Below are 21,157 nucleotides of genomic sequence, written 5' to 3' on the forward strand. Positions count from 1 at the left end.
TATGTCATTCATTTGTTAGCAAGAAAATATATGCCTGAACAATTTATAACTGATGATGCTGTGTTTGTTTTTATGATTAGAATAAAAACATGGTAATTTCTTTTAAATATTGAAAATTTTGGCTTAATTATCTTGTTTTTAGTGTTGTTGTGTATTTTTATTGGTTGTTTTTTTAATTTTTATATAGTTTTTTTGTTTTCTGTGTGTTTAGTGTTGTTTTTGTGTGAAAAATATTCCTGTAATCTTTATATTGCTGCACATTTATCAAAAAAAAATATGAAAAAACAACTACTTTATGTATTTATCGGGCTTTATATGCTCCCGATAATCTCTTTTGCGCAAAATATTATAAAAGGTAAGGTTACTACAGTGAAGGGTGATGGAATTATTGCCGCTTCGGTTAAGGAGAAAGGTACCAGTAAAGGTACGCTTACCGATCAGAATGGAGATTTCCAAATTTCTGTATCCGATAAAAGTATTTTAATTATCAGCGCAGTTGGGTATGAAACCAAAGAAATAGTGCCAACAGCCGGCGTTATTACCATTAGTTTGAAAGAAAATACACAAAACCTGGGCGATTTTGTTGTTGTTGGAACGCGTGGTAAAAGCCGATCTTCTATACTTACGCCTGTTCCTGTTGACGTGATTAAAATTAACCAGGTTAACATGCCTACTGCAAAAATGGATCTGACTTCGGTTTTGAATGCTGCTTCACCGTCTTTTAATTTTAATAAACAAAGCGGATCTGATGGTGCAGATCAAATAGATCTGGCTACGCTCAGAGGCTTGGGACCAGATCAAACATTGGTTTTGGTAAATGGTAAGCGCCGCCACCAAACCGCATTTGTTGCCGTATTCGGAACCCGGGGCAGAGGAAACTCAGGAACAGATTTAAATGCTATTCCCGAGTCTTCGATAGACCGGGTGGAGATTTTGCGTGATGGTGCATCGGCCCAATACGGATCGGATGCGATTGCTGGTGTAATTAACTTAATATTGAAAAAGGATGTTGGCGTTTTAAGTGTTAATACCGGATATTCAGGTTATTATGACCCAAGAAACAATACCCACTATGCAAAAGAACTGGGACAATATCGCCAGGGTGGGGCCATTGACGGGAATGCATTTTCTTTAGGCGCCAATTACGGTATTGCACTGGGCAAGCACAATGGTTTTATTAATTTTTCAGGAAACTTCTTTGCCAATGGCAAAACATTCAGACAAAACCTGAATACAGACTTAAGCTCTAAAGATGGTTTGCCCATTAATAAGGTTAGAAGATCTACCGGCGATGGATCGGTAACTTCTGGTGGTTTAATGTATAATATGGAATTACCTGTTGCCAATACAAGAACGGTGATTTATTCTTTTGGTGGGGGTAACATAAAAGCTTCAGATGCTTATGCCTATACCAGGAATTTATCAGAGCGGCCTGAACGTTTTCCTGATGGAGTTGCCGGAAATCCGATTTTACAGACCACAGCCGATGGAGAAACTTATTATGATCCGATTATCCAGACCAAAATCCAGGATTTATCTTTTGCTGCAGGTGTAAAAGGCATTTGGGGTAAAGATTGGAACTGGGATTTAAGCAATACACTGGGCCGTAACAATTTTCATTTTTATGGCGATCAAACTTTTAATGCTTCTCTGGGAGCAGGTAAAACCCATTTTGATGATGGCGGTTTTTCATTTTTACAAAATACGGTCAACTTTAATCTGAGTAAGGCAATTCCAACAGTTGCATCAGGCTTGAATTTGGCTTTTGGTTTGGAACACAGATATGAAAACTACCAAATTTACGCAGGAGAAAAAGATTCCTATTCGAATTATAACCCTAATAAAGCTACTGGATCTCAAGGTTTTCCAGGTTATCAGCCTGGTGATGAAGTGAATGCAGGCCGGTCTAATGTTGCAGCCTATGTTGATGCAGAATTAGATGCCACCGATAAATGGCTTATCGGTGTGGCCGTTAGGGCAGAAAATTACAGTGATTTTGGTTTTACAAGCAATTACAAGTTTGCAACCCGTTATAAATTAACAAACAATTTTAATGTTCGAGGATCGATAAGTACTGGTTTTCGCGCACCATCATTGCAACAGATTAATTTCAGCAATACATTTACAAACGTACAGGGGGGCAAGGTTTTCGAAGTTAAAATTGCTCCGAACTATAGCCCGATTACCAAAGCAGCAGGAATTCCCGACCTGAAACAAGAAAAATCTGTTAATGCAAGTTTAGGTTTTTCATGGAAACCGGTTTCAGATGTAACGGTAACTTTGGATGGCTACCGCATTAATATTAAAGATCGGGTAGTATTAACGGGTCAGTTTGATGAAAGCATCCCTGCTTTAAAGCCAATTCTGAATCAGTTGAATGTTGCACAGGCACAGTTTTTTGCAAATGCGGTTAATACTACGAATTATGGATTGGATTTAGTGGTAGATTATACTAAACGATTTGATAATAAAAGCATTAAAATCTTATTTGCCGGAAACTTAAATCATTTAAATATCGATAACATTAATATTCCCAGTGCTTTAGGTGGTTCTTACAAAAACCAGCAGGCGTTTTTTAGCGATAGAGAGCAGGCATATGTTAAAGCATCTGCTCCTCCTGTAAAACTGGGACTGAACCTGGATTATGGGTTTGGTAATTGGATGATCGGAACACATTTTGTATACTATGGCAAAATTTCTATTTTAGGCTATGGTTATGCAAATACTTATCCGCCATTGGTCGAATTGGATAATGAACCAGGCAAAACCGTTTTAGAACAGTTTAATTATTCAGGTAAAATGGTTACCGATATTTATGGTTCTTATAAAATTTCGAAAAAAATAACGGTATTTTTTGGTGCAGATAACGTATTTAATATTCACCCCGATTATGGTTATGTACCGGGTGCAAAACTTTCTGCATACGATGGTGAAACAGGTGGTGCCTGGGATGCCGTTCAAATGGGTTTTAATGGGCGAAGGCTATTTACCAAACTCGCTTTTAATTTCTAAAAAAAAACAGATATTGACTTTATACAAAAGAGGTTTATGATTATTCAAGACCTCTTTTGTGTTTTTATACTACATTTTCAGGCCTCAGACTCCTGACTGAAGACTACTTTCTATTTTTCTCTTCGATCCATAAAGACATGTATTTTGTACTCTGAATTGTATGGTGGTTTAAAATCTGTCCGAAAAAGTTGTTCTGCCTATGCATAGTTAAATTAGAAGCCAATTTTTCTATACCTTTTATAAACTTATCGGCATAATATTTTGCAGCATAACGCTCATTAATGATTTTTACGCCATTTTGTTGAGCGGTTTGCCATGCATTTTTGTCCTGGTAGAGATTTGCGGCTTCTTCTATAAAAAGTTCGGGGTTATCTTCAATGCTTCCATTCCAATCCAATTCTCCTTTCATGGCTTCAGCGCCAACTGACGTGGTAACCGAAGGCGTGCCCGATTGCATGGCATCGATAAATTTCCCTTTTACCCCGGCACCAAATTGAATAGGGGCTAGTAAAATGCGGTGTTTCGAAATGGTTTCTCTTGCATCAGCCGCGCGTCCTTTAATCAGGAACTTTTCATTTTTATTATTCAATTGTAACACTTTTTGCGAAGGGTAGGCTCCGTATATATTCAAAACGGCATTCGGGAGTTTTTTCCTTAGCAAAGGCCAGACTTTAGTTTTTAAAACCTGTACGGTATCCCAATTGGGTTCGTGGAGAAAATTGCCGATAAATATAAAATCTGCACGATCTTCGTAAGGAACCCAGCTTTCGATATTTTGCGGTGTAATCTCACTTTCCAGGAAAGGCAAATAATAAATCAGTGAAGGATCTATCTTAAATTGTGCTTTCAACATCTCCATTTCTACTTCCGAAATGATTAAAGATAAATCGCAACGTAAAATCGATGCCATTTCTCTTTTGGCCATCTCAGAAAATAGATCTATGGACTGCTTTTTCCTGCCGCTTTGTTGCCGCGCATTTCTTAAAGAATGTAAATCTTCGGTATCTAAAATCTTCAATGCGTTGGGGCATTCCTGTTGAACGCGCCAGCCATATTGTTCTTCTACCATGAAACGGTCGAAAAGGACCAGATCAGGTTTTAATTCTTTCAAAAAGGTATTAAAGCTTTCGTCGTTTAGCTTAATTTCCTGCTCTATAACGCTGGTTTTACTAAAATCGTAGCTGAATTCGCTTTTAGATGCTGCCGAAGCAAAAGTGATCTGATAGCCTTTTACAAGAAATAAATCAACCAGCTGGATCATCCTGGTGCCTGCTGCCGATGAACCGGGTTCGGGCCAGACTAATCCGATAATCAACAATTTCTTTGCGCTCATGATTTAAGTTTCTGCAAAATAAAGGCTTTTTAGTTCACAATTTTAAAACCGCGACGATTATTTCTAATTTTGCAGCTCAATTATAAAGTACCAGATGTTAGGATTAAAATTATTGACTGACCCACGTTGGGCAAATATTGCGGAATCGAATTTAGAGGAAATTTTATCTGACCATGCCTGGTGCGAACAAAAAGCAGCAACCAATGCCATCACCCTGATTACCCAAAATTCGGAACATCAGGAGTTGGTAGATGAATTAACAGCCATTGCTATCGAAGAAATGCAGCATTTTCAGATGGTAATCAATATTATTAAGGAACGGGGCTATACTTTAAGCCGCGAGCGTAAAGATGATTATGTTGGCCGTTTGGTGAAATTTAGTAAGAAGGATGGAAGCCGTAACCAGGCTTTTATCGACAGGCTTTTATTTGCTGCCATGATCGAAGCCCGGAGCTGCGAGCGCTTTAGGGTGCTTTCTTTGAATATTAAGGATAAGGAACTGGCTAAATTTTACCACGAACTGATGGTTTCGGAAGCTGGCCATTATACTACTTTCTTAAATTTTGCCCGTAAATACAGCACCGATGTAGATGTTGAAAAACGCTGGAAAGAATGGCTTGATTTTGAGGGTGAACTGATCCAGAGTTTTGGTACCAAAGAAGCGATACACGGTTAAATCCGTCGACAATTGTCAGTTTACAGCTGTCAGTTTTTATGGTGGTCGTTAATTGAAAAATTACTAATTTTTAACTGACAACTGTTTTTTGTGAATGTTCCACAGCCAGATGACGATATCCTGGTAGCTGTCGATTCCTTTTTTCTGGTTGTTTAGTTTTAAAAAGCGGTCGAAAGCGGCATCCATGTAACCGAACATATCACCATTGTATTTTCTCCAGAATTCTTTTTCTGTTTTAAAATCGGCCAAAACTTGCGGCAGGAGTTTTTCCCGAAGTGCCTTATAATCTTCAGGTGATTTCATCCTGATTTCAAATAAGATATAACGCAACATTTCATAATTGGCAGAATATTGGTAGTTTACATCGGGACTATTGCTTGCGGTTAAATAGCCCAGAAGATTGGCTTCGTCTTCATAAGCAATGCCTAATTGATGTCCAATTTCGTGACAGCTCACGTAGGGTTTCACAAAATCTGGCAGGTTCATGTTCATATTGGCTTCGCCTGAAAGAGGGGCATAATAACCCTCAATGCCGATTTTACTGATGAGCCATGAATTTAAAACAGACTTTAAACAAGGATTGGAATATCTGAATACCCGGTTTCTTTTCGACATAAGCGCATAGGCCGCCGATGATTTAGATTCGAGCTCCTTAATCGTATAGGCAGGTACTTTATTTTGCTTTAATTTTAAGATATTGGTCTTATCGACAAAATAATTGCCCAGAATAACCAGTTCTTTAACATTGTATTTTTCATTACCAATGCCCAGTTCTTCGCTTATACTCGGCCGGCTGTAATTTAAACCCCAAACAATTTTGAAAATGATGTAAAGAATTAAAAAGAAGTTTAAAATTTGTAGCGGTATAATGATGCTGTCTTGCTTTTTTAGTGATTTACGCCTTTTGTAAAATCTAACGGTTTTATAAAGTACAAAACCAATAAGTAAAACGTAAATAATATCGCCAATAGCAAAAGGAAAAATGCCTGAGATAAGCCTTAATGTAGCTGAAATATAGGGGTAAAAGCCAATTGAGTAATATTTTTGAACCAGACCTGGAAAGAAGCCAAAAACATAAATTAGGACAGCTAAACTAACAAGTACTGTTGATTTAACAATTATTGCAGGTTTAGTCATTGTTTACTGAGATTTTATCTGGTAAATGTTAAACGCTTGCCTATCTGGTCGGTAGTAAATTTGCCTTTTGCATAGGCCAGGTTACCTGATACAAAAGTGTGGGTAATACTGGCTTTAAAAGTATCGCCATCAAAAGGGCTCCAGCCGCATTTATAGAAATTATTAAGTTTGGTTACTTTCCATGGGTCGTTCAGATCAACCAATACTAAATCAGCCCAATATCCTTCACGGATAAAGCCACGTTTTTCGATATCGAAGCAAATGGCAAGATTATGCGCCGTTTTTTCGACAATTTTTTCTAAAGAGATCTTGCCCTGTATATGCATTTCCAATAAAGCTGGTAAAGCATGTTGTACCAGCGGACCACCCGAAGGAGCCTGCGCGTAAGCTTGCTGTTTTTCTTCTAAAGTGTGCGGTGCATGGTCGGTAGCAATAACATCGATATTATCGTTTAAAACACCAGCTAAAATACCTTGTTGGTCTGCTTCGGTTTTAACGGCAGGATTCCATTTAATAAAATTGCCTTTTTGAGCATAATCTTTATCGTTAAACCAAAGGTGATGTATGCAGGCTTCGGCTGTAATTTTTTTGTCTTTTAAAGGAATGGTATTGTCAAACAACGCGATTTCTCTAGCAGTAGAAATGTGGAGGATGTGTAAACGCGTTTGGTAACGTTTAGCCAGTTCTACCGCCAATGATGACGATTTATAGCAAGCTTCTGCACTGCGGATAAGCGGGTGCATTTCGATGGTTAAGTCATCACCATATTTGGCTTTAAACTCGGCCAGGTTATGGCGGATGGTGGCCTCATCTTCGCAATGTGTAGCCACTAAAATTGGTGCTTTGCTAAAGATGTTTTCTAAGGTTTTCTCGTTATCAACCAGCATGTTCCCGGTTGATGAACCCATGAAAACTTTAATTCCGCAAACATTTTTCGGGTCAGTTTTTAAAACTTCTTCAATGTTATCGTTGCTTGCACCCATATAAAACGAATAATTAGCCAGCGAGGTTTGTGCCGCGATGTCGTATTTATCGGCAAGCAATTCCTGTGTTAAAGTATTGGGCACAGTGTTGGGCATTTCCATAAAAGAAGTAATCCCACCGGCTACAGCAGCCATACTTTCGGTAAAAATATCGGCTTTGTGCGTAAGGCCGGGCTCGCGGAAATGTACCTGGTCATCAATCATACCTGGTAAAAGATATTGCCCCTCGGCATTAATTTCCTGGGCACCAGGTGCAGCCAGGTTTTGGCCAATTTTGGCGATAAATCCATCTTTTATCAATAAATCAGCAACAATTTTTTGTCCTTCGTTTACAATTGTGGCAGCTTTTATCAGGTACGTGTTCATGGTTTCAAAGGTAAAAATAGATTTGAGAAGTTAGGCAGAGGATTTGAGAATTTCGACAGCCTGTTTTGACGGATGAAAGGTATTGAACCGAGTTTAATGCTACTGTTTTAGGTAAAATAAATCTGATCGTAGCGGGCATCGGGATAAAACGGATAGCAGGACTGCCACGACCGAAGAATTACTGAAATTGCTTTACCCCTAATTCTGATAAATGGAAGCTTCGATTTTGCATGGGATTGAAACCTTCTGCCTTACGCCTTCAAACCCTCAACCTTAATCACTATCTTTGTACGCTATGGCAAAATCGTTCGAAGAATTTAAGTTAAACAGGCAGATTTTAAATGCAGTTGCCGATGCAGGTTATACCGTTGCCACACCTATACAGGAAAAAGCCATCGGGCCGGTATTATCGGGTCAGGATATTTTTGGTATTGCCGAAACCGGTACCGGAAAAACTGCGGCCTTTGTTTTACCGATATTAATGCAATTGAAATATGCTCAGGGCAATCATCCAAGAGCTTTGATTTTATCGCCAACAAGAGAGCTGGCCATGCAGATCGCAGAGCAGGTGAAATTATTCTCGACTTATACCGATTTACGTGCCTTGGTTATTTTTGGTGGAATTGGCCCGAAAACACAAAAGGAACAGATTGCAAAAGGGGTAGATATTTTAATCGCTACACCCGGAAGATTTTTGGATTTGTACCTTGCCGGCGATATCAATACCCAGAGCTTAAAATTCCTGGTGCTGGACGAAGCAGATAAAATGATGGATATGGGCTTTATTGGCTCTATTCACCGTATCTTGGAAGTAGTGCCACGCAAGCGACAAAATTTGCTGTTTTCGGCAACGATGAGCGATCTGGTTCAGAAAATTGCCGGCGATTTCCTGAAAAACCCGACCATTATTGAAACAGCACAGCAGGCAACCCCTGCAGCAAACGTAACGCAAACATTATATTATGTTCCGAATTTTAAAACGAAACTGAATTTGCTGCAACATTTGCTGAAGAACGATGAAGCATTTACGCGTTTAATCATTTTCTGCAAAACCAAGACAGTTGCCGATAATATTTTTAGTTTCATGGAACGTAAATATGGTGCCGATAATGTTCGGGTAATCCATGCTAATAAAGGTCAGAACACGCGGATTAACTCCATTAATAGCTTTAAAGAAGGAAATGTAAGGGTTTTGGTGGCAACCGATGTAGCCAGCAGGGGGATAGATGTAAGTGATGTGAGCCATGTCATCAATTTTGATGTGCCAATTATTATCGAAGATTACGTGCACCGCATTGGGCGTACGGGTAGGGCTTTTGCTAAAGGCGATGCAATAACTTTTGCTACCGAGGGTGAAAGATACTATATCCGTAAAATCGAAAAACTGATTCGTCAATCTATTCCGGTGGAGGTCATTCCGCAGGGTGTTTTTATCGAAGAAACACCTTACGAGGAACGCCAGCAGATCGCCAAAGAAATTGATTTGCAAAAACGTAAAGAAGATCCTGATTTTAAAGGGGCTTTCCACGAAAAGAAAAATGCAAAGGCCATTGAACAAAAGGCAAGAGATAAGGCCAGGGCAAAAGCTGGTAAACAAATAAAAAGTTTTAAAAAAGGTAAACGCTTCGATAAGAAAAAATAATCATGAAACTTCGTGTTACTCCATTAAATATTATTGGTGCAATTGGTTTGAGCCTAATGGTAGTTGGTCTTTTTTCTGAGAAAAGTACCGCACCGAGGCAGATTAACCTGAGTGGTTTCTATTTGCTTATTCTGGCTTGCCTGGTTGCTGTTACGTTTGTAACCGATCTTATTTTTCGTTTTACATTGAAGGATATTAAGCGAATCTGGGTGATAGAACTGATATTTATTGTTATCGCCGCAATCTTGATGTTAATATTACAAAAACTAGTATAATACAAAGGCGAAGTATTTGGTAAAATCATCATCTTTGCCCCGAATAAAATACCCGTAAACTGGTATAATCCGTTATGGGTGAAATCCATTTTAAAATATGAGAAAAGCAGAAATCAAAATAACCGTTGAGTTAGACGATAACAATATGCCAGAGAACATTCTTTGGGAGAGTACCGATGCAAAAACAACGGATAAAGTTCCGGTAAAATCAATGTTCCTTGCCCTTTGGGACCATAATTATAAAAATTCAATGCGCATCGATCTTTGGACAAAAGATATGCCTGTTGATGAGATGAAGCGTTTCTTCTATGAAACTTTACAGACCTTGGGCGATAGCTTTTTAAAAGCAACCGGCGAAACATTAATTGTAGAAGATTTACGCGATTATTGTGCTCACTTTGCTGATAAAATGGGAATTATAGAGGGGCAATAGTTAAGTTCATTAGTCATTAGTCATTAGTCATTAGTCATTAGTCATTAGTCATTAAAAAATGGCATACAATTTAGCTATTAACTCTCAATTCCATCACAACGATTAATCAATTTATCCAGTTAACCGATTAAACAAAAAGATGTTAGTATTAAATAAATTCAGGGCTTGGTTAGGCATTTTATTATGCTTTATTGCTGGTTTTTGTCCGATTTTGAAGGTGCCGATTAAAGGTAACTGGAACTTGTACCAATCTGATGCAAGATTGTTTTTAATTACTTATGCCATTATTGTTATTTCGGTATTGTTCCTGTTTATCAGAAAAGTTGGAGCGTTCCGCTTTATGAGTTTTGTAATGGCCATTTGGTATGTTTTGGCAATAGTTGCAGTTTATTTTACGGCTAACAACTACACCAAATACGGTTTTGCCAATAAACTAATCGGTAAGGTTGTTCATTTTCAATGGGGATGGATTGTACTTTTAGTTGGCGTAATATTTATGCTTTTCAGTGTTAAGCGCGGCGAAAAAATAACGGCTTAAGCCTTTTCGTGCAACTGTGAAGTAAGTTTTTCTACTTCATAGCCTTTTGCCTTACACCTGGCTATAATTTCATCATGGGTTTTCTTTGGCATTGTGCGATTACGGCTCATGATGAATAAAAATTTATGGTCAGGGTGGCCAACCACCACATAGGAATAATCATCGGCCAGTTCGATAATCCAGTAATCAACCTTTATTGGCCAAATAAATTGCGCTTTCAATTCGCCACCATCGCCGTTTTCTGAAGGAAACATTTTTGAATTCCGCGAATAAATCTTTTCATCACCAGGCTTTTTATAGGTGGTTATTACATTATAATAACCCTCTTTATTCAAAGTGTACCTGGTTGTTGTTTCGCGACTGCCTTTATCAAAAATCGTAGGGATAGAATATAACGAATACCAAGTTCCGGAATATTTTTTTAAATCCAATTTAACCACTGGTGCATTTTTTTCCATTGGCAAATAGGTAAAAAGAACAAAAAGGAAGGAGCAGATCGTTTTCATAATATCTTAGGTTTTGATATTATTTACGGATTTGACCGGATCCTGGTTTTGGAATTATTGATCTATCATAAAATAATCATCAGTATCCTCTTCCAATGGGATGTATATTCTTTCCCATTCGTTGCCATCTACAATTTCCCAGGTATGCCCTATACCCGTAGTATCATTGGCGATCAGTATAATACCTGGCTCAATGATAAAAGTTTCTCCATTGCTTACTGTAAATTTCAGTTTGCCTTTAAGCGTAATTACGTATTGCCTTCTTGGTGCAGGATGGGGGATTTTTTCTAAAGTAGACACATCCGTTTGAGCGAAAAAGTAATTTACGTTAATGTGCTGCCGGATGGGAATTTTTCCAGTCTCGAATGCGCATTTATCGTCTTCTATATTAATTAAGCGAATGGCTTTTAAATAATTTGGTGTTCCGGCTTGATCTGTATCCATCTGCAAAAAAAAATAATATGGTGTTAAAATTTTAATTCTGTTTGTCCTTGTTGTGTAACCTCGCGTTCATGCTGCAGTAACCATTGTTTGCGCCATAAGCCACCGGCATAACCTACCAGTTTACCGTTACTGCCAATTACCCTATGACAGGGCACTGCAATGGCAATATTGTTTTTTCCATTTGCTGCCGCAATTGCACGGATGGCCAGTGGCTGATGCGCCGAGAATTTAGCATAGGAGGTGGTTTCGCCATAGGGGATAGCCAGTAAATTTTGCCATACCCCTTGTTGAAACGCTGTTCCTTTCTGTTTCATCGGGAAATCGAAATGCTGTAATTTGCCTTTAAAATAATCGTTTAATTGTTGGGCAACCTTTAGTGTGAGTGGATTTTCAGTGAGTCCGGTAATAGCTGTTTCGGCAAAAGTGATGGCATGCACAAATTCATCATCCGCAAGGATGGTAATTTGGCCAACAGGCGATGCAATAACTGATGCGTAGTTCATATCATAATTACTTTAACACAGATTCTCACAGATGAACACCGATTGTGGTGCTTATTTTTTGCTATGCACACCCAGTTAGACTTCAAGAACATCTGTAATCTCATTGATGCTGCTATCAAAAACACCATCTGGGTTTATCCTCTTTATCTGTGGTCCAAACTTTTTTCTGCTGCTTCAACTTCAAACAAAATTACAACAATACAACAATTTAAGCGCGCAATATTTATCAATAAAAGTATCTTTGCGGTTATGCAATTGGCCAAAGAGGTTAAATATTTAATTCACAAGGAAATATTGTTAGAGTGGCGCTCCAAATATACCATTAACGGTGTATTGCTTTATGTGGTTTCTACCATTTTTACCTGTTACCTGTCATTTGTGAGCCTTGGCGATAAATTAACATGGAATGCGCTTTTTTGGATCATCATGCTTTTTGCCTCTATTAACGGTGTTTCTAAGAGCTTTCTTCAGGAAACAAAGGGACAGCAGCTCTACAGTTACATTTTAGCCAGTCCGGCAGCAGTTCTGATTTCTAAAACAGTTTACAATACACTCCTGATGCTGGTACTCACCACCATTGCATTGGGGTTTTATACTCTGGTTTTCGATTCTTTCACACCGCCTGATATGGTACTTTATTATGTTGCCGTGGTATTGGGGAGTGTGAGTTTTTCTACAGTATTTACCATGGTTTCGGCCATTGCAAGCAAAGCTGGCAATGGGGGCATGTTAATGGCGATATTAAGCTTCCCAATCATTATTCCGGTATTGATTTTATTGATTAAACTGGCTAAAAATGCAGTTGATGGTTTGCCATGGGAGAATAGTTATGATGAAATTGCGATGTTGCTGGTGGTGAATGTGCTGATGGTAGCAACCTCTTTATTGTTATTTCCTTACCTTTGGAGGGATTAAATATGGAAGGTAGAAAACGGATCGCAGAACAGAGGGGCTTTCATTAATTTGATCGTTCAAAATTCAATAATTAAATATATTTATGAAAAAAACCTGGTGGAAAATTTTGGCTTCGGTACTGGTTGTTTATACTGCAATTGCAGGATTGTTGCTGGGGGTACCTCATCTGGCTATTTTAAATGAAACGATCCGTAACCTGTATTTTCACGTTCCGATGTGGTTTGCCATGATCGTTCTTTTTTCGATCTCTGTTTTTTACAGCGTAAAATCGTTAAGCAGCAAAAGTGAAATAGACGATATAAAAGCTGTTGAAAGTGTAAATGCAGGGATTATTTTTGGGGTTTTAGGCTTAATTACCGGAGCGATCTGGGCTAAATATACCTGGGGACAGTTTTGGAGTTTCGATCCGAAGCAGAACTTTGCTGCCATATCCATCTTATTGTATTTTGCCTATCTCATCCTTCGGAATGCGATAGATGAAGAGCAAAAAAGGGCCAAAATTTCGGCTATTTACAACATTTTTGCTTTCCCGATGATGGTGGTATTGCTTTTCGTACTTCCGCGTTTAAAAGATTCATTACATCCCGGTAACGGCGGTAATCCCGGTTTTAACAGTTACGATTTAGACAGCCGGATGCGCATGGTGTTTTACCCGGCATGTTTAGGCTGGATATTAATTGGTTATTGGGTATACACCATCCGTTTCAGAATACGTTCAATAGAAACCATCATGAACACGCCCGATCAAAATGAAACCAAAAGTGTTCATGATAGCTTCGTTACCGCTGAAAATCAATCAACAACAAACAAACAACAACATAATTAAGATGAAGAAGACATTTTTCTCCCTAATATTTTTGATGGCTGCTATGCAGTTATTTGCACAGGATAATGGCGTTGAAATGGCAGATAGCCTTCGCAGCAGCGGAAAAATTTACGTCGTTGTAATCTGTATCGTAATCATACTGGTTGGCTTGCTGGCTTATCTCTTCTCCATTGATAAAAGATTAAAGAAAATAGAAAAAGAAAGCCACAATAATAAATAGCTTAAAACGGGTCGTCATTACGCTAGCCCTATTTAATTTTTTAAAGGAGATCAAAATCATATTGATCTCTTTTTTTATGTCTTATTTTTAATGGTTGATTTATGATATTCGTAATTATGATGCTGTTTTTGTTTGTCAGTTGATCAGTATTGCAATAAAATGATCTTGTGGATATTTTTTTTATAATTTTTTTTGTAGCGATAAGTAATATTAAAAGTCAGTCAAAATTGTTGTTTTAATAGCGTTGACAAACAGAGATTTCCCGGTTTAAACCGATTTAGATATTGTTTTTGAACAGTTTTGCAAATCCGGTATGAAACCAGTTTTATAGCTCAATTGGGGTGGTGTTAGCCGTACACTAAGTATTTTTGCATTTGGATATGTGCAGTTTTTTTAGGCAATTTTGCACTGAAAACTTATTCAATATAAAAAATAAATAATGGCTAATCTAGCAGACGAGAACAAGTTCTTTGCAGATGTTTGTAAGAACTTTGACAGTGCGGCTCAATTCACCAATCATCCCGAAGGTTTATTGAACCAGATTAAAACATGTAATAGTGTATATCGTTTCCAGTTCCCTATCCGCCGTGGAAACGGTTTTGAAGTAATTGATGCCTGGCGCGTAGAACACTCTCACCACATGAGCCCTACAAAAGGCGGTATCCGTTACAGCGAAATGGTTAATGAAGATGAGGTAATGGCGCTTGCAGCTTTAATGACCTACAAATGTGCTATCGTTAACGTTCCGTTTGGTGGTGCAAAAGGTGGTATCAAAATCAACACCAAACAATACAGTGTTGCCGAGCTGGAAACCATCACCCGCCGTTATACTACAGAACTAATTAAGAAAAACTTTATTGGTCCGGGTATTGATGTACCTGCTCCAGATTATGGATCTGGTGAACGCGAAATGAGCTGGATCGCCGATACTTATATGACCATGAACCCGGGTCAGCTTGATGCATTGGGTTGTGTTACCGGTAAACCAATTGCTTTACATGGTATCCGTGGTCGTAAAGAAGCTACCGGGCGTGGTGTGGCTTATGCCGTACGTGAGTGTGTAGAAGTTGCCGAAGATATGGCTAAGCTTGGTTTTAAGGCAGGTTTAGGCGATAAAAGGGTAATTGTACAAGGTTTAGGTAACGTGGGTTACCACTCTGCTAAATTCCTTGCCGAATTTGGTGCAACCATTGTTGGTCTTTGCGAGTTTGAAGGTGCCATTTACAACCCGAACGGATTAAACGTTGATGAGGTTTTTGCACACCGTAAGAATACAGGCTCCATTTTGGGTTTCCCTGGAGCTACAGACTTCAAAAACTCAATGGAAGGTTTAGAGCAGGAGTGTGATATCATTGTCCCTGCAGCCTTAGAAAACCAGTTTACCGAGCAAAATATCCGCAATATTAAAGCAAAAATTATTGCTGAGGGTGCTAACGGTCCAACTACACCAGAAGCAGAAGCCATTTTTACCGAAATGGGCGGTATTATTATTCCTGATATGTATTGTAATGCCGGTGGTGTTACGGTTTCTTATTTCGAATGGTTGAAAAACCTTTCGCACGTGGCTTTTGGCCGTATGGAAAACCGTTATGCGGCTAACTCCAATGCCAACCTGATCAATACTTTGGAAAACCTGACCGGGAAAACCATACTTCCTGAGCACCGTTTGATGATTGTGAAGGGTGCCTCTGAAATGGAATTGGTAAACTCTGGTTTAGAAGATACCATGATCCATTCGTATCACGAAATACGCGAAACATTAATGACCAAACCAGGTACTAAAACATTAAGAACAGCTGCTTTCGTTAATTCGATTGATAAAATTGCAGTTTCTTACATGAATTTAGGTGTTTGGCCATAAGGGCTCAAAGCTGAAAGACTAAAGTTTAAAGCGAAAAATCCCTGCAAATTTAAAATTTGCAGGGATTTTTTATTCTTTGCCGCTTTAATTCCTGTTCGTTAATGCCTAAACCTTAGTTTATGCCATTTTTTTGAGTACAGGGCTAATACTGTTCACAAAGGTAGTTCCCGCTTTGTGTTTGTACGCTTTCCCGAAAATTCGGGATTCCTCCTCGCTGAAGGGTACCGCTGCAATGGGGGCTGCAAACAATGTTTAAGTTTTTCATTTATTCTGACTTTAGAAGCGGCATTAAGAAGTAATACTCAACTCTTCTAAATCCAGCCTCCATTCTTCTTTTCTGATCACTTCATCATCATATTGTTTGTTATGCTTTAAATGATGCAACTCGTCCCGCTGAAGCTGAATTAAGGTCAGCACTATTTCCTGGTAAGCTTTCAGGTCCTCCGTATTAATTTCACCCCTTTTAAAAGCGTGGATATTATCTTTTTTTTCTTTTAAAGAGTGGTGCAGTTCTGCTTTTAAGTTAACCATTAACTCATTGTGTGTACATTGGTGCTGATAATCGGTATTTAATTTATCTAAAGAAAGATCGATCAATTTCAATTTAATCTGATCAGTCTGCTCCTGTTCTGTTAATTTACTTTTAGGCTCAGGAATTTTAAGCAGTTTAATCACCAAAGGAAGGGTAAGTCCTTGCAAAACCAATGTAATGAAAATGACCACAAAGGTGATGAATAAGATCAGGTTTCTTAAAGGAAAAGCCACCGAATCAGAAATCATTACCGGAATGGAAAGTGCCGCCGCTAAAGATACCACGCCTCTCATGCCGGCATAAATGATTACCACATAAGAATGCCAAGTCATATCCTGATAGCGTATTCTAGTTTTTTTATTAAATAGCAGTGTAATCTGTGCTGTTGAAACCAGCCATATCAAGCGAACAACAAGCGCCAGTATACTTATCCCAAATCCGTAACCGATAGCTTTTATGATTGGATAATCAGAACCTAAGCCATGTACGATATCTGGTAAGGCCAGGCCTATTAATATAAATACAACACCATTTAGCATAAATATTAATGATGACCACACATTAACCGTTTTTATCCTGGAATTTGAAGTCAGGATTACATGCGATTGACTGGAGAGTAACAAGCCTCCTGATACTACTGCCATTACACCGGAAGCTTCGAAATGCTCGGCAATAATATACATAAAGTATGGCGTAAGTAAGGTAAGTACAGTATCGATATTATCAGTTGTTGGTAACCAACGGTGAATAACATAAAATATACCACCAATGGCAAGACCAATTAAAATACCCAGGCTCGCAACGGTAACGAAACTTACTGCGGCATCCTGCATTACAAATGTGTCGCTAACTACAGTAGCTAGCGCAAATTTAAACACAATTAAACTGGAAGCATCGTTTACCAGACTTTCGCCTTCAAGTAAAGCACTTACTACCTTCGGAATCTTCATGCCTTTTAATACTGCTGCTGCGGCAACGGCATCGGGTGGCGAAACAATGCCGCCCAATAAAAAGCCGAGAGCCAGGGTAAAACCTGGTATAAATGCTACAGAGGCATAAGCAACTGCCATGGAGGTAATAAAAACCAAACCCACGGCCATTAAAAAAATAGCACCCTTATATTCCCAAAAATCTTTCCACGAGGTAAACCAGGCAGCTTCGTAAAGCAGGGGTGGTAAAAAAAGTAGGAAAACAATATTTGGGTCGATTTTGATATGCGGAATACCAGGGATAAATCCAATAAGTAAGCCGGCTAATACTAAAAAGATAGGATAGGAGATTTTTATCTTCTGGCCAATCATCACCAATAGGGTTACACCCAAAAGTAAAACCAGAATAAGAATCAAATTATCGTGAAGCATTTAAGATATTTTTATGTTGTCAATTTACGAATATACCAACCTTTAGTTAAGAAAATAAAGAACAAATATAACATCGCATATTTCTGTTTTTATTTTGGAAATGACTTTACTTACCTGCCGGAATATCAAAAGATAAATTAAAATCCAGGGAGCTTTTGAAGCCATTTTTAAACATTTTTAAAAGCTGGATGAGGGCGTTGGCATCCTTATTTAAAAATAAAAGTTCCGATTCAAGTTTAATTTGGTCTTTCCGTGTGCTTTTGGCTTTAATCTCCAATTGACTAAAACTACCCAGTTTATCAGCAATAAAGGGTATTGAAGTTTGTTTAATCAACTTTTTAAAGTCTACCTTAAAGTAAAAGAAATCAGCAGATGATATCCTTTTTAAATCTGGTTTAGCATCTTTAACTGTAGTTAATAAAACATTGCCGTCACTGCCTTTAAAGTAAGCCTGGTACAATGGAATCATTGAACTGCTAATCTTTCCGGTAGATTGATCCAGGGCGCCCAGTGAGTATAGATAATTGCTAACTGCTTTATCATCGGCATTTAGATTGATGGTAATCGAGGGAATCTTCCGGTTTTGAAGTATTTTTTTCTCTACCTGTTCAAAGTTATCATTGTATTCGTAGCCTACAATTGTATCTACCTGTGTAATGGTTTTTGTCCATTCAAAATCCACATAATCTTTGTAAAACCTGAAAAAACTATCTTTCGAGAGTAGCGAAGGACTTATGGGATTATTTTTTTTAATTAAATCCGGTTTAATTTTTCCGTTTAACCACATACTCAATGTACTTTCGGGATTTAGCATCCTATGCTTGGGTTCGGCAGCAGGTTCTATCCATTTATTCTCGAATTCACTGCTAAAATCAATTTTTCCATCGATAAAATTAATCTTGCTTAAATTTTCTGCATTTTGAAAAGAGAAGTGATCGGTGAGGCTGGCCATTTGCGCAAACTTGCTATCACTAATTTTAACCATGTTCTTCTGGTCCTGTATTTCTTTCAGTATGTTTTTTACAGGCTCTTTTGTCATGGTAAATCCCATGCTCACAGTTGTTTTGTTAAACAGAAGGCAAAGTGTTGAGTCTGCAGACTGAAAAAAATGAGCATCCTTTTTTAGTAACGCAAGCTTTTTCAGCATAAACCTGTTAAATGCCAAACTATCGGCTATTTCTAAACACGTGTAAAAAGTATTTTTAGCCTTTCCTTTTAAGGTGTATATGTAAATGTTTGCGGGTATTTTTAGGCCTGTATTTAAACCGGCTATCTTTTCTCTAATCCCTTTCTTGTCTGCTCCTGCATATTGACTGGGATGTTTCAGATAACTAATGGCTATGGTTTTATATAGTTCATCTACATTTATTTTAAACAAAGTCTGGGTGGTAACAGGAATAAATATTTTGTTGGCCTGGATTTGCCTGTATTTAAAAAAGCCAAAATAAAAAACAAACAGCAATAGAACTATTGCTGCTGTTATTTTTAAAAATTTTACCATGATTGGTTAAGCGGTTATTGTTTAAATCGGTTAACTGCCAATTGTAAACTGTTAATTGAAAACTGATCTACTTTGCTGCATTCTCAATTAACGAAAACAGATATTTCAACGCATTTTCATGTCCGTTAGGAATTTCTGCGCTGATATCTGCAGAAACCAACCTGCCTTTAATCGGGTTCGATTTCATGTACACATTACCCATTTTCTCTAAAGTGCTGTTGAATTTTTTAGCGGTTTCTTCGCCACCAATTTCAGAATCAGGAACTTTACCTACAAGGTTTTTAGCATTGAACAAGAAGCTGAAATTGTTTTTGCTCAACAGGTTTTTATGTGTTTTGCTAATTTGGCTGTTTACCCGGTTGCTGTTGATCGCCTGTATTTCAGTTAATGAATTCCCAAAAAATACAATACCATCTTTGATAAGGAAATAAATATCAATCGGACTTTTTTTCTCTACTATTTTATAAATGTTGCCCTCAGCGCTTACAAAGTTTTTGTTTACGCCGTATTTAATGAGCTTGTTAATCAACCTAGTATCATCAGACGAGAACATAAAAAGGAAATCGGGTAAGGTTTCTTTTTTAGTTTTTACCACCTCTTTCTGTTTGTAATCGTCGTCGTAATCGTAAGTAGTATAGGTTACCTCTTTGCTGTTCAATCCATTAATTATAAACAAGGCATCTCCTTTAATTACTTTACTAACTGCTTCTTCATCCAGCAATAGCGACAGGAGATCAGCGCCTAAGTCCATTTCTGCATCCATACGGGCACCTAGAAATGAACCATAAGTTTGTTTCATCAGTTTAGGTAATTCTTCCAGGTAAGCTTTGGTATCAATGGCATAACTCATAAAGCCAATCGCTTTATCGCTGTTTACATACTTTAAAAAGTTCTTGTTCAACTTTTTGTTCATGATTTTTTTGTACGAATCGGCCTGCTCTTGTGCCAGTTCCAAACCGGTAGAAATGCGGAAACTCTTATTATCCATAAACAGCTTTGCATTTAAACTGCCATAACCTTTCATTATACCCGATTTACCGTAAGTGCCAAATTCGGGAGCAACGGCATTATAAACATCTTGCAGACTCGAAACCCAAAGTTCTGCAATGGCTTTGCTATTTAAACTGCCCGTGTATGATTTGTTGCTTTCTATCGATTGGTAGCTACCGTTAAAAATTTGTTCGGCTTGTGCAGTGATCCAGGTAAAGGCCAGTCTTTTTTTCCTGGCATCCTGTTCGGCACGTTCTTGCTGGTAAAGATCATAGTCGGCATTTATCCTTTCAGCTGCAGGTACTGCTTCTGCAGTGTCCATGGCGGCATCAGCCGTAACCTCTTCTTCAACTTCCTGCTTTGGTTTTGCCGCAACTTTTTTCTTTACAGTTTTTTTCTTGCCAGTGGCTTTTTTAGTGGTCTTTTTAGCAACTGTTTTTGGTTTTGCTTTAACTTTTACAGGTGGTGCAACTGTAGTTTCTACCATAGGCTCGTCGGCTGTGGTTACATATGCCGAATCTACTGCTACCGCGGCACTATCGACTAAAGTAGCTTCATCGTTCTGAAACCTGATATCCTTAATGCCATAACGGGCCGATTTAGCCGAATCAGCAAAGAAAGTGCTTTTAATACTACCGTTAACAAAATATAGCATGTTGTTGTTCCACTTTATGATGCTGGTACTATCAGCTAACACCATGGTTTTGGTATCGCCGGTGGTTTTAATTCTATTGTCTTTATTGTTAATCAGACTTTCAAATTTAGTGGCATCTTTTAATGGGATCAGAAAACAGTTATAATTGATGCTATCGGTTAGCTGGTTAAAGTAATACATGTTTTTATCCAGGTTAATACCGAAATCTTCGATAGTCGTAAAATTTTTATCAAGCGATTTGGAGGTGCCTTCCAGTAATTTCTTACCCACAAAAGATTCGTTAAAATCTTTTACAAACATGAGTTTAAAAATGTTATCGCCTTTAATGGTCGCTACTGTGAAAGCATTCGATGGGATCTTTTTGACCAAATCTTGTGCCTGGGCACAATTGAATAATAAAAAGAGGGAGATGGCAATTAGAATTTTTTTCATTTAAATAGATTTTTTA

At 38.1% G+C, this 21,157-nt stretch carries 18 protein-coding genes; 9 read left to right on the plus strand and 9 right to left on the minus strand.

Features of this window, described 5'->3' with window-relative positions:
- The first annotated feature begins 276 nt into the window (after window positions 1-276).
- Window positions 277-3,012, plus strand: a complete 2,736-nt coding sequence (locus tag ACFSR6_RS01235; RefSeq protein WP_379073932.1) for a TonB-dependent receptor — start codon at window positions 277-279, stop codon at window positions 3,010-3,012.
- A gap of 103 nt (window positions 3,013-3,115) precedes the next feature.
- Here the strand turns inward: ACFSR6_RS01235 and ACFSR6_RS01240 are convergent, their stop codons facing one another.
- Window positions 3,116-4,345: a glycosyltransferase family 4 protein gene (locus ACFSR6_RS01240; RefSeq protein ID WP_379073934.1), complete on the minus strand. Its 1,230-nt coding sequence runs from the start codon at window positions 4,343-4,345 to the stop codon at window positions 3,116-3,118.
- A 94-nt stretch (window positions 4,346-4,439) separates the two neighbouring features.
- On the opposite strand from ACFSR6_RS01240, the gene miaE reads away from it, so the two are divergent.
- A complete protein-coding gene (gene miaE, locus ACFSR6_RS01245) occupies window positions 4,440-5,021 on the plus strand; it encodes a tRNA-(ms[2]io[6]A)-hydroxylase (RefSeq protein WP_183763083.1) in 582 nt (193 codons plus the stop codon).
- A gap of 63 nt (window positions 5,022-5,084) precedes the next feature.
- Here the strand turns inward: miaE and ACFSR6_RS01250 are convergent, their stop codons facing one another.
- Window positions 5,085-6,158 carry a DUF3810 domain-containing protein gene (locus ACFSR6_RS01250; RefSeq protein WP_379073936.1) on the minus strand — a complete coding sequence of 358 codons (1,074 nt, stop codon included), beginning with the start codon at window positions 6,156-6,158 and terminating at the stop codon, window positions 5,085-5,087.
- A gap of 14 nt (window positions 6,159-6,172) precedes the next feature.
- On the minus strand, window positions 6,173-7,507 hold the full coding sequence (locus ACFSR6_RS01255; protein WP_379073938.1) for a dihydroorotase: 1,335 nt from the start codon (window positions 7,505-7,507) through the stop codon (window positions 6,173-6,175).
- Between the two features lie 295 nt (window positions 7,508-7,802).
- Between ACFSR6_RS01255 and ACFSR6_RS01260 the strand changes: the two genes are divergently transcribed.
- The 3 genes from ACFSR6_RS01260 (at window position 7,803) to ACFSR6_RS01270 (ending at window position 10,395) form a co-directional block, all read left to right on the plus strand.
- Window positions 7,803-9,149: a DEAD/DEAH box helicase gene (locus ACFSR6_RS01260; RefSeq protein ID WP_379073940.1), complete on the plus strand. Its 1,347-nt coding sequence runs from the start codon at window positions 7,803-7,805 to the stop codon at window positions 9,147-9,149.
- Between the two features lie 372 nt (window positions 9,150-9,521).
- Entirely contained in the window at window positions 9,522-9,857 is a 336-nt protein-coding gene (gene gldC / locus ACFSR6_RS01265; protein ID WP_183763096.1) for a gliding motility protein GldC, read from the plus strand.
- Between the two features lie 139 nt (window positions 9,858-9,996).
- Window positions 9,997-10,395 carry a hypothetical protein gene (locus tag ACFSR6_RS01270; RefSeq protein WP_379073942.1) on the plus strand — a complete coding sequence of 133 codons (399 nt, stop codon included), beginning with the start codon at window positions 9,997-9,999 and terminating at the stop codon, window positions 10,393-10,395.
- Here the strand turns inward: ACFSR6_RS01270 and ACFSR6_RS01275 are convergent.
- The 3 genes from ACFSR6_RS01275 to ACFSR6_RS01285 are packed head-to-tail and all read right to left on the minus strand — an operon-like array spanning window position 10,392 to window position 11,848.
- Window positions 10,392-10,901 carry a lipocalin family protein gene (locus tag ACFSR6_RS01275; RefSeq protein WP_379073944.1) on the minus strand — a complete coding sequence of 170 codons (510 nt, stop codon included), beginning with the start codon at window positions 10,899-10,901 and terminating at the stop codon, window positions 10,392-10,394. The two genes, ACFSR6_RS01270 and ACFSR6_RS01275, sit on opposite strands and share 4 nt — an antisense overlap.
- A 54-nt stretch (window positions 10,902-10,955) precedes the next feature.
- A complete protein-coding gene (locus tag ACFSR6_RS01280; RefSeq protein WP_379073946.1) occupies window positions 10,956-11,345 on the minus strand; it encodes a cupin domain-containing protein in 390 nt (129 codons plus the stop codon).
- A gap of 23 nt (window positions 11,346-11,368) precedes the next feature.
- Window positions 11,369-11,848: a methylated-DNA--[protein]-cysteine S-methyltransferase gene (locus tag ACFSR6_RS01285; RefSeq protein WP_379073948.1), complete on the minus strand. Its 480-nt coding sequence runs from the start codon at window positions 11,846-11,848 to the stop codon at window positions 11,369-11,371.
- A 249-nt stretch (window positions 11,849-12,097) separates the two neighbouring features.
- On the opposite strand from ACFSR6_RS01285, the gene ACFSR6_RS01290 reads away from it, so the two are divergent.
- From ACFSR6_RS01290 to ACFSR6_RS01305, 4 genes are all read left to right on the plus strand, one after another.
- Window positions 12,098-12,763 (plus strand): heme exporter protein CcmB, encoded by a 666-nt coding sequence (locus ACFSR6_RS01290; RefSeq protein ID WP_379073949.1) that lies wholly within the window; start codon window positions 12,098-12,100, stop codon window positions 12,761-12,763.
- Window positions 12,764-12,845: 82 nt separating this feature from the next.
- Window positions 12,846-13,589 carry a cytochrome c biogenesis protein CcsA gene (gene ccsA, locus ACFSR6_RS01295; protein WP_379073951.1) on the plus strand — a complete coding sequence of 248 codons (744 nt, stop codon included), beginning with the start codon at window positions 12,846-12,848 and terminating at the stop codon, window positions 13,587-13,589.
- Between the two features lies 1 nt (window position 13,590).
- A complete protein-coding gene (locus ACFSR6_RS01300) occupies window positions 13,591-13,809 on the plus strand; it encodes a CcmD family protein (RefSeq protein WP_379073953.1) in 219 nt (72 codons plus the stop codon).
- Between the two features lie 439 nt (window positions 13,810-14,248).
- Window positions 14,249-15,670, plus strand: coding sequence for a Glu/Leu/Phe/Val family dehydrogenase (locus ACFSR6_RS01305; RefSeq protein WP_379073955.1), 1,422 nt, complete (start codon window positions 14,249-14,251; stop codon window positions 15,668-15,670).
- A gap of 288 nt (window positions 15,671-15,958) precedes the next feature.
- On the opposite strand, the gene ACFSR6_RS01310 is transcribed toward ACFSR6_RS01305, so the two are convergent.
- The 3 genes from ACFSR6_RS01310 to ACFSR6_RS01320 form a co-directional block, all read right to left on the minus strand.
- Window positions 15,959-17,563 (minus strand): Na+/H+ antiporter, encoded by a 1,605-nt coding sequence (locus ACFSR6_RS01310; RefSeq protein WP_379073956.1) that lies wholly within the window; start codon window positions 17,561-17,563, stop codon window positions 15,959-15,961.
- A 106-nt stretch (window positions 17,564-17,669) separates the two neighbouring features.
- Window positions 17,670-19,064, minus strand: coding sequence for a hypothetical protein (locus ACFSR6_RS01315; protein WP_379073958.1), 1,395 nt, complete (start codon window positions 19,062-19,064; stop codon window positions 17,670-17,672).
- A 67-nt stretch (window positions 19,065-19,131) separates the two neighbouring features.
- A complete protein-coding gene (locus ACFSR6_RS01320) occupies window positions 19,132-21,141 on the minus strand; it encodes a hypothetical protein (RefSeq protein WP_379073960.1) in 2,010 nt (669 codons plus the stop codon).
- Between the last annotated feature and the right edge of the window lie 16 nt (window positions 21,142-21,157).

It is taken from the genome of Pedobacter vanadiisoli (genome assembly GCF_042684385.1).
GTDB lineage: Bacteria > Bacteroidota > Bacteroidia > Sphingobacteriales > Sphingobacteriaceae > Pedobacter > Pedobacter vanadiisoli.

Bases quoted from the DNA above. Each gene is read 5' to 3' on its own strand.
- ACFSR6_RS01235 (WP_379073932.1), top strand. From the start codon at position 277: ATGAAAAAACAACTACTTTATGTATTTATCGGGCTTTATATGCTCCCG.
- ACFSR6_RS01240 (WP_379073934.1), bottom strand. From the start codon at position 4,345: ATGAGCGCAAAGAAATTGTTGATTATCGGATTAGTCTGGCCCGAACCC.
- miaE (WP_183763083.1), top strand. From the start codon at position 4,440: ATGTTAGGATTAAAATTATTGACTGACCCACGTTGGGCAAATATTGCG.
- ACFSR6_RS01250 (WP_379073936.1), bottom strand. From the start codon at position 6,158: ATGACTAAACCTGCAATAATTGTTAAATCAACAGTACTTGTTAGTTTA.
- ACFSR6_RS01255 (WP_379073938.1), bottom strand. From the start codon at position 7,507: ATGAACACGTACCTGATAAAAGCTGCCACAATTGTAAACGAAGGACAA.
- ACFSR6_RS01260 (WP_379073940.1), top strand. From the start codon at position 7,803: ATGGCAAAATCGTTCGAAGAATTTAAGTTAAACAGGCAGATTTTAAAT.
- gldC (WP_183763096.1), top strand. From the start codon at position 9,522: ATGAGAAAAGCAGAAATCAAAATAACCGTTGAGTTAGACGATAACAAT.
- ACFSR6_RS01270 (WP_379073942.1), top strand. From the start codon at position 9,997: ATGTTAGTATTAAATAAATTCAGGGCTTGGTTAGGCATTTTATTATGC.
- ACFSR6_RS01275 (WP_379073944.1), bottom strand. From the start codon at position 10,901: ATGAAAACGATCTGCTCCTTCCTTTTTGTTCTTTTTACCTATTTGCCA.
- ACFSR6_RS01280 (WP_379073946.1), bottom strand. From the start codon at position 11,345: ATGGATACAGATCAAGCCGGAACACCAAATTATTTAAAAGCCATTCGC.
- ACFSR6_RS01285 (WP_379073948.1), bottom strand. From the start codon at position 11,848: ATGAACTACGCATCAGTTATTGCATCGCCTGTTGGCCAAATTACCATC.
- ACFSR6_RS01290 (WP_379073949.1), top strand. From the start codon at position 12,098: ATGCAATTGGCCAAAGAGGTTAAATATTTAATTCACAAGGAAATATTG.
- ccsA (WP_379073951.1), top strand. From the start codon at position 12,846: ATGAAAAAAACCTGGTGGAAAATTTTGGCTTCGGTACTGGTTGTTTAT.
- ACFSR6_RS01300 (WP_379073953.1), top strand. From the start codon at position 13,591: ATGAAGAAGACATTTTTCTCCCTAATATTTTTGATGGCTGCTATGCAG.
- ACFSR6_RS01305 (WP_379073955.1), top strand. From the start codon at position 14,249: ATGGCTAATCTAGCAGACGAGAACAAGTTCTTTGCAGATGTTTGTAAG.
- ACFSR6_RS01310 (WP_379073956.1), bottom strand. From the start codon at position 17,563: ATGCTTCACGATAATTTGATTCTTATTCTGGTTTTACTTTTGGGTGTA.
- ACFSR6_RS01315 (WP_379073958.1), bottom strand. From the start codon at position 19,064: ATGGTAAAATTTTTAAAAATAACAGCAGCAATAGTTCTATTGCTGTTT.
- ACFSR6_RS01320 (WP_379073960.1), bottom strand. From the start codon at position 21,141: ATGAAAAAAATTCTAATTGCCATCTCCCTCTTTTTATTATTCAATTGT.